This is a genomic window from Streptomyces sp. NPDC034111 (assembly GCF_055575375.1).
The window spans coordinates 157,905-171,434 of the sequence record NZ_JBVIST010000002.1 but is presented as its reverse complement, the minus strand read 5'-3'; the positions used below and the strand labels follow the sequence as shown (position 1 = coordinate 171,434).

Here is a 13,530-nt window from a genome sequence, read left to right as displayed (position 1 = left end):
TCGGCCGCTCACCTCCGGTACGGGTTCTCCGCATGCAACGCCTTGTCGATGACCTCGCTGACGTCTCTGTCGGTGAAGGTCGTGGGGAGCGGGAGTCCGAGCCCTTCGAAGAGCCGGTGGGTCTCGTCGACCGTCGGCTCCTCACTGAGCGGCACGGTGCGTCGCAGGTCGAGCGCGACGGCCTGCTCCCGGCTCTGGTGGAGTTCGGTGACGTAGTAGTCGTAGAGCGGCCGGTCCCGCTCCACGAGCAGGTTGACCCGCCGGGGGTCGTCCTGAGTGATGATCAAGCAGGAGGCCGAGAGGTCGAAGCGCAGCGTGGGCACGACCGACGACAGATGGACGTCGATCTCCAGCGTGTCCAGCCGCTGCCGGTGCCAGCAGGCCGCGAGCACGGTGGCGAACGACTCCTTGCGCGTCCGGTCGGCGCTCCAGCTGTCCGGCGGGACGACGTCCAGCCGGTGGGCGAAGGTCTGCCGGAAGCGCGCGTACGCGGCGCAGGCCTGCTCGTCGGCCGGGTTGATGATGTCGATCTTGACGGTGAGCGAACGGCGCTGGAGCTGCGCCTCCCGGATGCAGACCGGCAGGGTGACCGCACGCAGATAGGTCCCGGTACCGCCCTTGAACACCCAGCGGTCGGTGTTACGGCGCGCCCGGTCCAGGGCCTGTTCGAGCTCGGCCCCGGTCAACGACCGCACCATGGTGAGGTCTTCCAGCGCCTGGTGCGTCGCGGACATCGCCCCCTGGATGTCCGCCACCCGGCGCCTCCGCTCGGTCAGCGTGCCGAAGACCAGCGCGGCGAGCACGAGCAGGGTCGCCCCGGAAGTGACGTTGTCGTGGATCGCCCCACCGAAGACGTCCAGCAGACCGATGACCAGTGCGGCGCCGAGAGCCACGAGGCTGTCGAGATTACGGATGGTCCAGGCGACTGAGCTCTCGATGCCGCGCCGTGTCTGTGCGGTCCTGCCTGTCACTCCCACAACCTCTCCCCCGGGTACCGGCATCGTAGGAGCGAGCCGAGCCCGGCGGCCAGGAATTCCGCCGCCGACGGTACCTTCTGCGCCACATCCGCACGCGCGACGAGGCGGGCCACACGACGCCAGGCCGGCCTTCCGGGCCACGAACCCCATGCATGGGGTTCGCATGGGGCCGGAGAGCCACGAGGAAATCCCGGTTGACCGACGGGACTTGCGTGGCTGGATGTTTGCGACGGCTGGAGCGGGCCACTCAGTTGGTTCCACTGGTTCCATTGGCGAGGTGCCTGCGGAGCAACGGGGCCGTTCCCAGCACCAACAGCGCGAAGCAGGTGAGCCGTTGCAGGCCGGGCTGGGCAGCAAAGCTGCCATTCCTCATGGAACGCGTCGTGCCGCCGCGGTCGTGGAGCACGGAGGTGGTGAACTCGGATATCCGGCGCGAATGGTGGCCTGACGCAGGGGCAAGGTCAAGCCGGGCCGTTCGGCCGGGGGCCGCGCGGTGGAACGAGGAGTTCCGTGGTTCCGGGGGCTTTCACGGTGTGGCGCAGCGCCTCGTCAGCCGACATGGACACGGGGGCGGCGACTGCGGTCGGGTTCGGCCTCCCGCAGGACCTCGCGGGTGACCGGGGCGACCTCGCCCTGGCCGAAGAGGAAGAAGCGCAGGAACTGGGCGAGGGGGTTGCCTTCGGTCCATTCGAAGTAGATGTGCGGCCGCTGGCCGGTGGCATCGCGTACGTGCAGCAGCAGGGCGGCGAGGGCGTTGGAGACGGTGGAGCTCTCCAGGCAGAGCACGCGGAAGCGACCGTGCAGGACCTCCCCGTGTACCCGCAGCTCGCTCTCGAATTCGGAGGGGTCGCCGAGGGTGACCTCGACGAAGACGAAATCCTCGCCCTCCAGGTCGTTGTCGGTGCGGATCTGCTGGAGCTTGTCGCGGTACTCGGCGACATCGCGCTGGTCGGGCTCGTTGGCGATGAAGCGGATCTTACGGTGGGCGATATCGCGGATGAACCGCTCGGCCATCTCGTCGAGCACCACGCTGGTCACCCGCAGCTCGAAGGCGCGGGCAAGGCGGGAGAGGAACGAGACGAGGATGATGCCGGCGATGAAGCAGGCGCCGATCTTCACACCGTCCGGCCGCTCGATGACGTTCGCCACGGTCGTGTAGAGGAACACCACCGAGATCACCGCGAAGCCGATCGTCCAGCCCCGTTGCCCGGCCCGGTGGGCGGCGATGGTCACGGCGATCGCGGCGGAGCTGATCAGGACCAGGACGCCGGTGGCGTAGGCGCCGCCCTGGGCGTCGACATCGGCGTTGAAGATCCAGGTCACCAGGAAGGCGACGCCCGTGAAGACCAGCACCATCGGGCGCACGGCGCGTGCCCAGTGGGGCGCCATGCCGTAGCGCGGCAGGTACTGGGGCATCAGATTGAGCAGCCCGGCCATGGCCGAGGCGCCGGCGAACCACAGGATGGCGATGGTGGAGATGTCGTAGATCGTGCCGAAGGCGGAGCCCAGGTACTCGTGCGCGAGGTAGGCCAGGGCCCGTCCGTTGGCCGAACCGCCGGGCCGGAAGGCCGCCGCGGGGATGAGGAGGGTGGTGACGAAGCTGGTGATGATGAGGAAGACGCTCATGATCACGGCCGCGGTGGTCAGCAGCTTCTTCGCGCCGCGGATCCGCCCCAGCGGGCGCTCCTCGGTATCGGTCGGGTCGCCCTCGATGTGCGGCATGACCGCGACGCCGGTCTCGAAGCCGGACAGGCCCAGCGCCAGCTTCGGGAAGACCAGCAGCGCCACACCGATCATGGCGAGCGCGTTGCCGTGCTCGGCGGTCAGCGCCTGGGACCAGTCGGCCACCACGTGCGTGGCGGTCAGCACGTGCCACAGCCCGACGACGACCACGACCGCATTGAGCCCCAGATAGAGGACCACGAGGGCGACGGCCACCCCGATCGCCTCCAGGAACCCCTTGAGGAAGACCGCACCCAGCAGCGCGATCAGAACGAGGGTGATCAGCATCTCCCGGTTGTGCAGGGCGCTGCTGACGTGCGGGTTCTCCACGAGGTGGGTGGCTGCGTCGGCCGCCGAGAGGGTGATGGTGATCAGGAAGTCGGTGGCGGCGAAGCCCAGCAGGGTCAGTACGAAGAGCTTGCCCTTCCAGAAGGACAGCAGCCGCTCCAGCATCGCGATCGAACCCTGCCCGTGCGGGCTCTCCTTCGCCACCCGCCGGTAGACCGGTAGCGCGCCGGCCAGCGTCACGATGACCAGCACAATGGTGGCCACCGGCGACAGCAGCCCCGCCGCCAGGGCGGCGATACCCGGCTGGTAGCCGAGGGTCGAGAAGTAGTCCACACCGGTCAGACACATCACCCGCCACCACCGCTGCCCCTGATGGGCGCTCTGCGGCCCGGCATGCGGGCCGGGGTGGCGCTTGGCCATGTCGGCCAGGCCCTCCAGCAGCCATGCGCGGAAGCGCTGCCGCGCTGCGGCCCCGGAGGAAGAACCGGCAGGGGCGGAGGCGGCCATCGTGTGCTCCTGTCGTACTGCGAAAGGATCCGGCCATCGACGAGACGGCGACGTCAGGGTACGCACCAACGACGCGCTCACCATGGTCTTCGCCGGTACGGCCGACCTCGTGTCTCGCGGACGGAGCCCGCCTCGGCACCGGGCTTCCCGAGGCGCGCGGGGCCGAATCGCACGGGTGCTCCTCGCCCGCCCGGAGACAGAGCAGGACGTCCCGCCGTGGTTGCATCGGCGCCGCCCCGTCGCGCCGGCGCCTCCTCGATCTCCTGCAAGCGGGTGAAGTCGGGGGCGGATCCGCGTAGTTGGGCGCCGTCGTGGAGGCTGCTCTCGACACCCCGAGCCTTGGGGGGTGGTCGCTATGCTCGCCGTCGGAGGAAGGAGGGGCGTGGTGGCCAAGCTTCTCAGTCGACAGGAATTGACAGTAGAAGTCGCATTCCACTTGTTCGCCCTTCAGGAGGCGGACGACAATCTTGTTCCGGTCTCCTTTCCGGAGAACTCGGTGTCGGGCGGACTTCCTTTCGTTCCATGAACGAAGGGTGGATATCGAGAGCGGCGGGCACACCCACACAGCCCTATTGACCGCCGAGATATGGGATGCGGCACCGGCCGAACGGGTCGTCGGCGACGACTGGGAGGCTGAGGGCACTGGTGAAATCGCTTCCCCGACGGGAGAGCTGGCCGTCTGTGAGATGACGGGGTACTCCGGAACATATATCGAGCTCGGACGGCCGCAGACGCTGTGGAGGATGCGCGTCCGGTGCTCAGGGCGTGCGGCCGTCCACCGGCTGGCCCAGGTCGACGTTCCCAGCGGGGTTGAGCGCTACCTGGCGCAATTCTGGCCCGCCGGCTGAGACCCGCGTCCGCCGCAGGGGAGCGGCCACCCCGCGAACGGCCCAGGGCAGGTACAGGTACGTCAGCGGAGAGGCCGTCGCTCCGTTTCCGTCTTCTGTCACTGCTTCCGCCCGCTCTGTTCCGGGCGTGGCATCCGGCGCAATTCGCCGTGATCGAGGAGTTAGCCGGCATCGTGTCGGGGAACCCGTTCGGGGTGGCCGAAAGGCGGATGAACGTATACCGGTGAGAGGTATCACCATGGGACACGGCGGAGACGTCATCACGGAGCTGGCCGCGGACCATCAGGAGATGGCCGACCTCTTCGAGCGGATCGAGACGGCGGTCCCCGCGGCCGCGGAGCGCAAAAGGCTGCTCGACCGGCTGACGATCGAAATCGTCCGGCATTCCGTCGCCGAAGAGCAGTATCTCTATCCCGCGGTCCGCGAGAAACTGCCGAATGGTGCCGAGCTGGCCGACAAGGAGCTCGCCGAGCACGCACGGGTGGAACGGCTGCTCAAAGACCTGGAACGGCTGGATGCCGAGGACCGCGCCTTCAATGAGCTCTTCGTGAAACTCAGGACCGAAGTGCGGGCGCACATCGAGGACGAGGAGCGCGTGCTGTTCGTCCGGTTGCGTGAGGTCTGCCGTGCCGGGGAACTGGACGAGCTCGGGGAGAAGGTCCGCACGGCCAAAAGGCTCGCGCCGACCCGGCCGCACCCCGGTGCCCCCGACACCCCTCCGGCGAACAAGCTGCTGGCCCCCGGGGCCGGACTGGTGGACCGCGCCCGGGACCTGCTCTCCGGCCGCGGCGCCTGAGGCACCTCCGCACCGGTGGTCCGGCGCCGGCTCCGGCATTCGCCCGGCACCACGGCAGAAGCGGGTGGGTGGGTGAGTGGGCATGAGATTACGGCAGCGCCCGAACATCGCCAGGGCGGCGGTGCGGGTCATGGAGGACGCCGGCTTCCGGATCGCGGTGCCGCCGCGGACCGTCTCGCCGCGGGCTGACCTGGATCTCGACCGGTCAACTGGCCACCGCCGCACGGGTGCTGCGCCGTACGTGGCCGAGGTGCTGGTGCTCGGCCATCGGTCCGTACCGTTGCAGTCCGCGTACTGCGGCGCCAAACACGCCATCAACGGATACACGGCATCTTCGACGCCCAGGCCAAGGACCACTCCGCGCAGGCGGCGCTCGCCCGGCCCCCGGCCCCCGGCGCTGTCGGCGGGCGCGGTCACCGCCGGGGCGCTCGGTGCACTGGCGCTGCTGCGGTCCCGGGCGGCGGTCCTGGCGGTGGCCGGTCCTGGCGGTGGCCGGTTTAACCGGACCGGCGGTCCCGTCCGCCGGCCACCGGGCCGTTCCCCGGCTTCCGGCCGAGCAGCGCACGGAGGTCGTAGGCGCCCTGCCCCGAGTCGCGCCGGGGCGCCCTTCGCGGTGAAGTAAGAGAAGGGCCGCGCGGCACGGGACGCCCTCACGGGGCGGCCGGGCCGGCGTCGCCCGAACGGGCGGGCCTGGAGTCCGGTCCGCCCCGCAGCAGGAAGGGGAGCCGAGATGGATCACGACGGAACTCCCGGGGAATCCGAGGACAAGGGGGTCCACCCGCCGCCCATCGCCGGCCCCCCGAAGCCGCCTGCGCAGCCCGACGAAGCGGAGCCGGAGACCGGTCGCGGCAGGCCGATGAAGCTCACCGAAATGGCCAAGCGCAAGGCGCGCCAGGCCATGGAGAAACTGCGGCCTCACGAGGGCAAGGGGCCGCCGGAGAGCCCGCGCGGCTAGGGCGTGTCTCCCCGATCTCCGTGGGCCTGCGACGCCTGGCACCGCACCTCGCGGCGTTGTCGCATCACCCACGGACACCCAGTCCGCGGGAGATGCTCCGCCTTGCGATGCACGGCACCAGACGCCGCAGGCTGATCCACGGAGATCGGGGAGACACGCCCTAGCGCACACCCACGGATGGCGCGTCCTGGAGGCCGTTCGCCCGCCGGCGAACCTCCGGCGAACCTCCGGCGAACCTCCGGCCGTATCAGCCCCGTTGGTTGAACCGGCCGGCCGCCCGTTCGTTGAGTACGCCCAGCACACCCCGCAGCCGCCGGGCGGGCGGCTGCTCCTCGGCCTCGACCCGGAAGCCCTCCGCCGTACCGGGGCCGCCGTCGCGGGGCAGTACCCGGCCGACGGCCGACACCAGCCGGGTGGTGAGCACCGGGGCCACGCCGTGCGCCGCCGCGCCCAGTTTGGCCGCCGGGGTGAGCACGATCCGCGGGCGCCGCCGCTGCACCGCGGAGACGATGCGCGCCGCCGCCCGTTCGGCGTTCATCGACAGGACGGGGGCGCCGGCCAGGGCCTGGAACCAGGCGTACTCCCGGCGCCGGTCGCCGCCGAACCGGGCATGCAGATGCGATCCGGTGCGCATCAGCCCGGGGTGCACCCCGGTGACGCTGACGCCGTGCGGGCCTTCCTCCGCGTGCAGCCCCTCGGCCAGCGCGGCGACCGCGGACTTGGCGCACGAGTACGGCAGCAGATGGGGGACCGCCAGCAGACCGCCGACCGACCCCACGAGGGCCAGCCGACCGCCGGCCGGGCTGCGCCGCAGGTGGGGGAGGGCGGCGAAGGCGGTGTTGAGGGCCCCGTTGAAGATGGCGTCCATGGCGTCCCGGAACCCTTCGGTGCCGAGGGATTCGGCGGGGCCGACCTGGATGATGCCCGCATTGGCGATGACGATGTCCAGACGGCCGTTGTCCCGGGCGATCTCCGCGAAGCGCTCCTGGACCGCGGCCCGGTCGCGCACATCGCACACCACACCGCGCACCGCGCCGCCGCCCGGCCGGCTGAGCTTGCCGACCGCCCGGCCGAGTTCGGCCTCATCCCGTGCCAGCAGTACGACGTCACAGTCCCGCCGCAACAGTTGACGGGCCATGAGAAGCCCGAGCCCGCGTGAGCCGCCGGTGACCACGGCGGTGAGCCCTTCGATCGAGGGAACGGCCGGAAACACCCGCATGATGCGCCCTTTCCTCATGGCCTCGCACGCACCCTGACCCCACGTACCGCGGGTGCGGTCCGTACGCGTCGCTGCTCCGACGCTACCCGGAGGCGTTCCGGCCCGCACTCGCGCCGGGCCACGGCAAACCCCCATGGAGCCCGTTTCGCCGGCCGTGCTCAGGGCACCCGCCGGGTGGAGCGGTAAGGGCCGGCCGCGCCACCGCCGCGTGCCGTTCGGTGACCGCGCGAGGCATCCGGCCTAATCCCGGTGGAACGGGCATGAGCACCCCGGGCCGCAGGGAATCCGTCTTGGCGCGCGTTCTCGGCTGCCGCCGCACCGCGCCCCGTCCGACGACCGCGGCACACGGGGTGTCGGACTCAAGCACCACAGGAGAAAGGAACGACTCCTCATGCAGATTGCTTTCCTGGTAGCGCCCGAGGGCGTCGAGCAGGCCGAACTGACCGAGCCCTGGCAGGCGGTGCTCGACTCGGGAGACATTCCGCATCTGGTCTCCACCCGCTCCGGCCGGATCCAGGCGTACCACCACCTGGACAAGGCCGACACCTTTGCGGTGGACCGCACGGTGGACGCGGCCGATGTGGCCGACTACGGCGGCTTGGTCCTGCCGGGCGGCGTCGCCAACCCCGATGCGCTGCGTATGGACAAGAACGCGGTCGGGTTCGTCAAGCGCTTCTTCGAGCGGGGCAGGCCGGTGGCGGCCATCTGCCATGCGCCGTGGACGCTCGTCGAGGCCGATGTCGTACGGGGCCGCACCCTGACGTCCTGGCCCAGCCTGAAGACCGATATCCGCAACGCCGGCGGTAACTGGGTGGACGAGCAGGTCAACGTCTGCACGGCAGGCAACAACACGCTGATCACCAGCCGGAAGCCGGCCGATCTGAAGGCCTTCTGCGCCGCGTTCGTCGCCGCGTTCGCCCGGGCCGGCAAGGCCGCGTGAGCCGACGGCAGCAGCAGGACCATGGCCGGGAATCCAGCGGAGGGGAGCGGGCCTTCCCGCGCCGGACGCGGTGAGCGGCCGGCGCCCAAGGCGCCCACGGACCTGCCCAAGCGGTCGTGGAAGGGCGCGCTCAAAGGCACCGTGAAGGAGTTCAAGGACGACAACCTGACCGACTGGGCGGCCGCCCTGACCTACTACGGCGTGCTGGCCGTCTTCCCCGCTCTGCTGGCCCTGGTCTCCATCGTGGGCCTGCTGGGCAGCACCACCGTCAAGCCCCTGGTCGACAATCTCGCCGGCCTGGCCCCCGGGGCCGTCCGCACCCTGCTGGACAGCATGCTGACCCAGCTCCAGAGGAGCCGGGGCACGGCGGGTATCGCCCTGGTCCTCGGCATCGTGATCGCGCTGTGGTCGGCCTCCGGCTATATCGCCGCGTTCATGCGTGCCTCCAACGCCGTCTATGACATCGGCGAAGGGCGGCCGGTGTGGAAGACGCTGCCCACCCGGTTCGTCCTCACGGTCGTGGTCGTGGTGCTGCTCGCGCTGATCGCGGTCGGTGTGGTGTTCACCGGCACCCTCGCCCGCAGGACCGGGCAGCTCCTCGGCGTGGGGGACACCGCCCTGACCGTGTGGAACATCGCCAAGTGGCCCGTCATGATCATTCTGTTCAGCTTGATCATCGCGCTGCTGTACTGGGCGGCCCCCAACGTCAAACGCGGCTTTCGCTGGGTCACCCCGGGCAGCGTCCTGGCCGTTGCCCTCTGGCTCCTCGCGTCCGCCGCCTTCGCGCTGTACGTGGCGAACTTCTCCAGCTACGACAAGACCTACGGCAGCCTGGCGGCCGTCATCATCTTCCTGGTGTGGCTGTGGATCTCCAATATCGCCATCCTGCTCGGCCTGGAATTCGACGCCGAACTCGAACGCGCCCGCGCCACGGAAAGCGGCCACCCGCCCGACGAGGAGCCCTACGCAGAACCCCGCGACACGCGCAACCTCTGACCTCCCTGCCGGCCTGGGGACGTGGCGGCAGCGCGGCGGCGCTGGTCACCAGCCTGGACGGCCGCCGTGCGGCGGAATGCGGGTGAGGGCGCCATGGCGCGGCAGGCGTGCGACGCTGGAGAGGAGGCCCGGCGCAGTGCCCTGGAGCCGTAGCTGCCGCCGGGCCTCATTCCGCCGCCCGGCATCGTCACGGAGGCCGGATGACCGGGCCGACTGGCCCTCTGCGCGGCCCACATCCGGTGCAATTCCCGCTTCCCGGGCGTTGGCCGACGGCCGAGCCGGGAACCCGTTGCACCGGCGCACCCGGGACCGGCCGGCGCAGCAACATCGGAAGGGCAGGCAGATCATGGAGCACGACGCCGACGTCATCGAGGAGCTGACCGCCGACCACCGTGAGGTGGACGAGCTCTTCGAAGCACTCGACGCCAGGGTCCCCGGCAGCGTCGAGCGCAAGCTGCTGCTGGACGCCCTGACCATCGAGGTGGTCCGGCACGCGGCCGCCGAGGAGATGCACCTCTACCCCGCCGTGCGCGAACACCTGGAGAACGGCGACCTCTTGGCGGACAAAGAGACCGCCGACCACGGCCGCATCGAGGAACTGCTCAAGGACCTCGAAGGGCGCGACGCCGAGGACCGTGACTTCGACCGGCTGGTACGTGAACTGCGCACCGAGATCACCGCGCATGTGGAGGACGAGGAACGCAACCTCTTCCCCGAGCTGCGTGACGGCGTCCACCCCTTCGTCCTGGAAAGCCTCGGGAAGAAGATCCGCGAGGCGAAACGGACCGCCCCCACCCGCCCGCACCCCCAGGCGCCCAGCACCCCGCCCTTGAACAAGCTGCTGGCTCCCGGGCTGGGGCTGGTCGACCGGGTCCGTGACTACGTCACCGGCCGTGGCCACACCATCAGCAGCTGACCAGGAGCAGATGCAGGAAAGGCGGGAGCACATGCCTGTGGCACGCGACATCATGACCGCCGGAGCCGAATACGTCGGGACGGAGGACAGCGTCCTGGACGCGGCCCGCAAGATGACCGAGCTCGGGGTCGGAGCCCTCCCGGTCTGCGGCACGGACAACACGCTGAAGGGCGTCCTGACCGACCGGGACCTCGTGATCAAGGTCCTGGGCGAGGGCCGGGACCCGCAGCAGACCTGCGCCGGTGACCTCGCGCAGGGCGAAGCCGTGACCATCGGTGCCGATGACGGAGCGGACGAGATCTTCGCGACGATGGCCCGCCACAAGGTCCGCCGCCTGCCGGTCGTCGACGGCACTCGCCTCGTCGGCATGCTCGCCCTGGCCGACGTCGCCCGCGCGCTGCCCGAACCGCAGGTGGGAGACCTCCTCGCGGCGCTCTCCACGGACTGACCGGGGCGCCCGGAAGGCGTCGCCCGCCGCGCAGGGCAGCCTTGCGCACGGTTCGTGCCCGATCGGCCCGCACGCCTCGCGCCCGGCCGCCGTTCGGAGGGAAAGTGGCAGGGGGTGGACCGGTGACAGTGCCCGGCCTCCCTGCGGTCACCGCATCGGCACAGCCCTCGCCGCCACCCGCACAAGAGCCGTCAGGCATCACCAGCAATCACTAGGAATCATCAGGAACATCAGGAGTCGTCATGCCCGCAGGATCGAGCAAGAAGCGTGAGCGTCAGTACGAGCACATCAAGGAAGGCGCCGAGCAGCGTGGCGAGTCGACGAAGCGGGCCAAGGAGATTGCCGCCCGGACGGTGAACAAGGAACGCGCCCGCTCCGGCGAGTCGAAGACCGCCGGCAAGGTCTCCACCCGCGACACGAAGTCCGCCTCGCAGCGCGGGGGCGAACGCTCCCACAGCGGCGCCCAGGGGCCGACCAAGGACCAGCTGTACGAGGAGGCCAGGAAGAAGGACATCGAAGGCCGCTCCAACATGACCAAGCAGCAGCTCCGCAACGCCCTCGGCCGCTGACGGCCCGCACGGCCCGCACGGTCCGCACAGCCCTCACGGCCACGCGTGCACCCGCCCCTGCCGCACAGGCAGGGGCGGGTGCGCGACACAGGGCAGCCGGCCGACGCGGTGCGCGGCGGCTCCGGTGTACGGCGGCTCCGGTTACCGCGCCATGATCACGGCGTAGGCGATGAAGAACGCCGCGCAGAGGGCGACGAGGATGCCCAGGACGATGGCCGGCCCCTTGGCCCATCCGCGGGTCTGTAGGTCTCGGGGGCCGGTCTCCGCGCCCGTACTGTCCTCGCCCGGTGGGGTCTCGCCGGGCGGTACACCGCCTCCGGCGCCGAGGCCCGGGGTGTTGCGAGGGTCCGGATCAGGGTTGTCAGTGCTCATACCAGGAGTTTGCCCGAAATCTGCCGATTTCATCGGTTGGTCGCTGGGCATCCCCGGGCGCCCGCACGCCGTACGAGCCGGGCAGTCGTGGCCGGGTCCGGGTGGACACCCGGCTCGCGGAGGCCGTGACCGAGAGTGACGCCGAGCGGTGGTTCCACGATCGCGCTGCCCACAGTTGCGCTGCCCACGATTTTCACCGCCCACGATCGCGCTGCCCTGCACGGGGAGCCCTTCGACGGCCGGGGACGGCTCACGGAGCGCTTTGCGGCAGCAGGGAACCCAGGGGGCCGAGGTCGAGGTTGAGGTCGTCCATCGTGAGCCCGTAGCGCTCGCACAGCTCTGCCATCCGGTCGTGGAGGATCATCAGCGTCATGCCGACCCGCTCCTCCTGCTCCTCCGTCAGGTCTCCTTGATCGACTCGGTGCAGCGCGGTGCGCTCCATGAGCTGCCGCAGGAGCTCGACGATCGTCAGCACGAGCTTGACCAGGTCGCGTTCGACCGTCTCCGGGTCACTCTGAAGCCGCTGGACCAGGGCTCCAGGTGCCGACGGCGCCGGGGACGGCCCCTCCGGGGGCCGGCTCATATGCGGGAGCGTCATGGAGGGGTGCCTCCTGTTGCGTGATCGAGTGGATGACGGCGCGCAGACCGATGCGGACCAGGTCGACATCGGCGATGGACAGCACGATGTCCCCGGTCAGGACCGCGCCGCCGTTCAGGAGCCGGTCCAGGAGATCGATGAGGGCGATCTGCGGTCCGGCCGCGGGGGGCGCGGATTCCGGGGGAGTGAGGTCACCGCCCGTCATGTGCCGCTGCCTTCCAGGGGCTGGGCGGCGAAGGAGTAGGGCGCCCAGGGGCCGGTGATCTCGACCCGTACGCCGGTGCCGCCCTCTGCCAGGCCTGCCACCGCCCGGTGGAATTCCCGGACCTCGGCGGCGGGCACGAGATAGGACTCGTTGGCCACGTTCTCGCCCGGTCCGGCCGCCAGTTCGCCGTGCTGTGGACGGTGCGCGACCACGGCCCTCGTCAGCGGGGCCACCGTCGTGCGGACCTCGCCGGCCAGCGCCCCCGCCGACCGGTACGCGGCGTCCCGCGCGCGCCGCCGGCCCTGCCGCTGTCGCAGATACGCACGCCCCGAGCCGGCCGGGGACGGCGGCGGGGAGGCGTCCTGGGGGTCCGCGTAGACCTTCACGCCGAGCTCGACGTGGCCGGCGAGCCAGGAGAGCAACGTCCCCCACTCCGGGCCGCGTTCGGCAAGCATCGCGTGCACCCTGTCGTCGCCGAGGTACACCGTCGCCAGCCGCAGTGGCAGCACCGGCGTGCGGGCGTGGACGGTGTCGACGACCTCGTGGTGGGTGCGCGCCAGCTCCTCCAGCTCCGCCAGGTTCTCCATCCGGGCCTTCATCCCCTCCGTGCCGTAGGCATCGGCCGCAACGGAGGACACCACGGCCGCGAGACCGCCACCGCTGACGGTCCGCAGCGGTGCCCCGTGCAGTCCGGTGTGCGCGGAGACCGCCGCGTCGAGGTCGCTCCCGGCCCGCCCGACGGCGTAGACGTAGGTGCTCAGAGGGTCGTTCACCTCTCCTCCTCCCGCGCCGCGCTCGTCTTCCCTTCCCCTTCCGGACGGCGGCCGGCGGCCTCCACGGGCGGCTCCACCGCCGCCGGTGTGTCCGCCGCTCGGGAGAGGTGCCCGGGTGCGCGGGCCCGCGAGGAGAGCGAGGGATCGTGCTCCCACCAGTCGATGCCCATCTCCTTGGCCTTGTCGACGGAGGTGATGAGTAAGCGCAGCTTGATGGTCAGCAGCTCGATGTCGAGCAGATTGATCCGGATGTCCCCGGCGATCACCACGCCCTTGTCGAGGACGCGTTCCAGGATGTCGGCCAGATTGGCGGAGGAGCCCTGCCGGCCGTACGAGGACGGCGCGGGGGCGGTCCCCGCCGGTGGGAACGGGCCGCCCGGGCCGGCCAGTGCGTCGGACAT

The 13,530-nt window shown here is 70.7% G+C and carries 17 protein-coding genes; 9 read left to right on the top strand and 8 right to left on the bottom strand.

Annotated elements, in window-relative coordinates; genetic code table 11:
* Positions 1–8: 8 nt before the first annotated feature.
* On the bottom strand, positions 9–977 hold the full coding sequence (locus tag ACZ55A_RS06570; protein WP_468835246.1) for a hypothetical protein: 969 nt from the start codon (positions 975–977) through the stop codon (positions 9–11).
* A 549-nt stretch (positions 978–1,526) separates the two neighbouring features.
* Entirely contained in the window at positions 1,527–3,494 is a 1,968-nt protein-coding gene (locus ACZ55A_RS06565; RefSeq protein ID WP_468835244.1) for an APC family permease, read from the bottom strand.
* 385 nt (positions 3,495–3,879) lie between these two features.
* On the opposite strand from ACZ55A_RS06565, the gene ACZ55A_RS06560 reads away from it, so the two are divergent.
* From ACZ55A_RS06560 to ACZ55A_RS06545, 4 genes are all read left to right on the top strand, one after another.
* Entirely contained in the window at positions 3,880–4,020 is a 141-nt protein-coding gene (locus tag ACZ55A_RS06560) for a hypothetical protein (RefSeq protein ID WP_468835242.1), read from the top strand.
* A gap of 7 nt (positions 4,021–4,027) precedes the next feature.
* Entirely contained in the window at positions 4,028–4,342 is a 315-nt protein-coding gene (locus ACZ55A_RS06555; RefSeq protein ID WP_468835240.1) for a hypothetical protein, read from the top strand.
* A 238-nt stretch (positions 4,343–4,580) separates the two neighbouring features.
* Positions 4,581–5,138 carry a hemerythrin domain-containing protein gene (locus ACZ55A_RS06550; RefSeq protein ID WP_468835237.1) on the top strand — a complete coding sequence of 186 codons (558 nt, stop codon included), beginning with the start codon at positions 4,581–4,583 and terminating at the stop codon, positions 5,136–5,138.
* Between the two features lie 730 nt (positions 5,139–5,868).
* The gene (locus ACZ55A_RS06545; RefSeq protein ID WP_468835235.1) at positions 5,869–6,093 is read left to right on the top strand and encodes a hypothetical protein; all 225 of its coding nucleotides are present in this window, start codon (positions 5,869–5,871) and stop codon (positions 6,091–6,093) included.
* A 247-nt stretch (positions 6,094–6,340) separates the two neighbouring features.
* Here ACZ55A_RS06545 and ACZ55A_RS06540 read toward each other — a convergent pair whose 3' ends face one another.
* A complete protein-coding gene (locus tag ACZ55A_RS06540; RefSeq protein ID WP_468835233.1) occupies positions 6,341–7,312 on the bottom strand; it encodes an SDR family NAD(P)-dependent oxidoreductase in 972 nt (323 codons plus the stop codon).
* A 391-nt stretch (positions 7,313–7,703) separates the two neighbouring features.
* On the opposite strand from ACZ55A_RS06540, the gene ACZ55A_RS06535 reads away from it, so the two are divergent.
* The 5 genes from ACZ55A_RS06535 to ACZ55A_RS06515 all read left to right on the top strand — a co-directional run bounded on the left by ACZ55A_RS06535 (position 7,704) and on the right by ACZ55A_RS06515 (position 11,181).
* Entirely contained in the window at positions 7,704–8,252 is a 549-nt protein-coding gene (locus tag ACZ55A_RS06535) for a type 1 glutamine amidotransferase domain-containing protein (protein WP_468835231.1), read from the top strand.
* Positions 8,253–8,273: 21 nt separating this feature from the next.
* A complete protein-coding gene (locus ACZ55A_RS06530; protein ID WP_468835228.1) occupies positions 8,274–9,248 on the top strand; it encodes a YihY/virulence factor BrkB family protein in 975 nt (324 codons plus the stop codon).
* A 346-nt stretch (positions 9,249–9,594) separates the two neighbouring features.
* Positions 9,595–10,164 (top strand): hemerythrin domain-containing protein, encoded by a 570-nt coding sequence (locus tag ACZ55A_RS06525; protein WP_468835225.1) that lies wholly within the window; start codon positions 9,595–9,597, stop codon positions 10,162–10,164.
* 31 nt (positions 10,165–10,195) lie between these two features.
* A complete protein-coding gene (locus ACZ55A_RS06520; protein WP_468835222.1) occupies positions 10,196–10,612 on the top strand; it encodes a CBS domain-containing protein in 417 nt (138 codons plus the stop codon).
* Between the two features lie 242 nt (positions 10,613–10,854).
* A complete protein-coding gene (locus ACZ55A_RS06515; RefSeq protein ID WP_468835219.1) occupies positions 10,855–11,181 on the top strand; it encodes a plasmid stabilization protein in 327 nt (108 codons plus the stop codon).
* Positions 11,182–11,322: 141 nt separating this feature from the next.
* On the opposite strand, the gene ACZ55A_RS06510 is transcribed toward ACZ55A_RS06515, so the two are convergent.
* The 5 genes from ACZ55A_RS06510 to ACZ55A_RS06490 all read right to left on the bottom strand — a co-directional run bounded on the left by ACZ55A_RS06510 (position 11,323) and on the right by ACZ55A_RS06490 (position 13,530).
* The gene (locus ACZ55A_RS06510) at positions 11,323–11,553 is read right to left on the bottom strand and encodes a DUF6480 family protein (RefSeq protein ID WP_468835216.1); all 231 of its coding nucleotides are present in this window, start codon (positions 11,551–11,553) and stop codon (positions 11,323–11,325) included.
* 250 nt (positions 11,554–11,803) lie between these two features.
* Positions 11,804–12,136 carry a gas vesicle protein K gene (locus ACZ55A_RS06505; RefSeq protein ID WP_468835213.1) on the bottom strand — a complete coding sequence of 111 codons (333 nt, stop codon included), beginning with the start codon at positions 12,134–12,136 and terminating at the stop codon, positions 11,804–11,806.
* Positions 12,063–12,356, bottom strand: a complete 294-nt coding sequence (locus ACZ55A_RS06500) for a gas vesicle protein (RefSeq protein ID WP_468835210.1) — start codon at positions 12,354–12,356, stop codon at positions 12,063–12,065. Before ACZ55A_RS06500 ends, ACZ55A_RS06505 begins: the two co-directional genes overlap by 74 nt.
* A complete protein-coding gene (locus tag ACZ55A_RS06495) occupies positions 12,353–13,129 on the bottom strand; it encodes a GvpL/GvpF family gas vesicle protein (RefSeq protein ID WP_468835208.1) in 777 nt (258 codons plus the stop codon). Before ACZ55A_RS06495 ends, ACZ55A_RS06500 begins: the two co-directional genes overlap by 4 nt.
* On the bottom strand, positions 13,126–13,530 hold the full coding sequence (locus ACZ55A_RS06490) for a gas vesicle protein (RefSeq protein WP_468835206.1): 405 nt from the start codon (positions 13,528–13,530) through the stop codon (positions 13,126–13,128). The genes ACZ55A_RS06495 and ACZ55A_RS06490 overlap by 4 nt, the downstream gene beginning before the upstream one ends.

Excerpts from the sequence above, each read along its gene's own strand:
- ACZ55A_RS06565 (WP_468835244.1), bottom strand. The coding sequence starts at position 3,494 with ATGGCCGCCTCCGCCCCTGCCGGTTCTTCCTCCGGGGCCGCAGCGCGG.
- ACZ55A_RS06550 (WP_468835237.1), top strand. The coding sequence starts at position 4,581 with ATGGGACACGGCGGAGACGTCATCACGGAGCTGGCCGCGGACCATCAG.
- ACZ55A_RS06545 (WP_468835235.1), top strand. The coding sequence starts at position 5,869 with ATGGATCACGACGGAACTCCCGGGGAATCCGAGGACAAGGGGGTCCAC.
- ACZ55A_RS06540 (WP_468835233.1), bottom strand. The coding sequence starts at position 7,312 with ATGCGGGTGTTTCCGGCCGTTCCCTCGATCGAAGGGCTCACCGCCGTG.
- ACZ55A_RS06535 (WP_468835231.1), top strand. The coding sequence starts at position 7,704 with ATGCAGATTGCTTTCCTGGTAGCGCCCGAGGGCGTCGAGCAGGCCGAA.
- ACZ55A_RS06530 (WP_468835228.1), top strand. The coding sequence starts at position 8,274 with ATGGCCGGGAATCCAGCGGAGGGGAGCGGGCCTTCCCGCGCCGGACGC.
- ACZ55A_RS06525 (WP_468835225.1), top strand. The coding sequence starts at position 9,595 with ATGGAGCACGACGCCGACGTCATCGAGGAGCTGACCGCCGACCACCGT.
- ACZ55A_RS06520 (WP_468835222.1), top strand. The coding sequence starts at position 10,196 with ATGCCTGTGGCACGCGACATCATGACCGCCGGAGCCGAATACGTCGGG.
- ACZ55A_RS06515 (WP_468835219.1), top strand. The coding sequence starts at position 10,855 with ATGCCCGCAGGATCGAGCAAGAAGCGTGAGCGTCAGTACGAGCACATC.
- ACZ55A_RS06510 (WP_468835216.1), bottom strand. The coding sequence starts at position 11,553 with ATGAGCACTGACAACCCTGATCCGGACCCTCGCAACACCCCGGGCCTC.
- ACZ55A_RS06505 (WP_468835213.1), bottom strand. The coding sequence starts at position 12,136 with ATGAGCCGGCCCCCGGAGGGGCCGTCCCCGGCGCCGTCGGCACCTGGA.
- ACZ55A_RS06500 (WP_468835210.1), bottom strand. The coding sequence starts at position 12,356 with ATGACGGGCGGTGACCTCACTCCCCCGGAATCCGCGCCCCCCGCGGCC.
- ACZ55A_RS06490 (WP_468835206.1), bottom strand. The coding sequence starts at position 13,530 with ATGTCCGACGCACTGGCCGGCCCGGGCGGCCCGTTCCCACCGGCGGGG.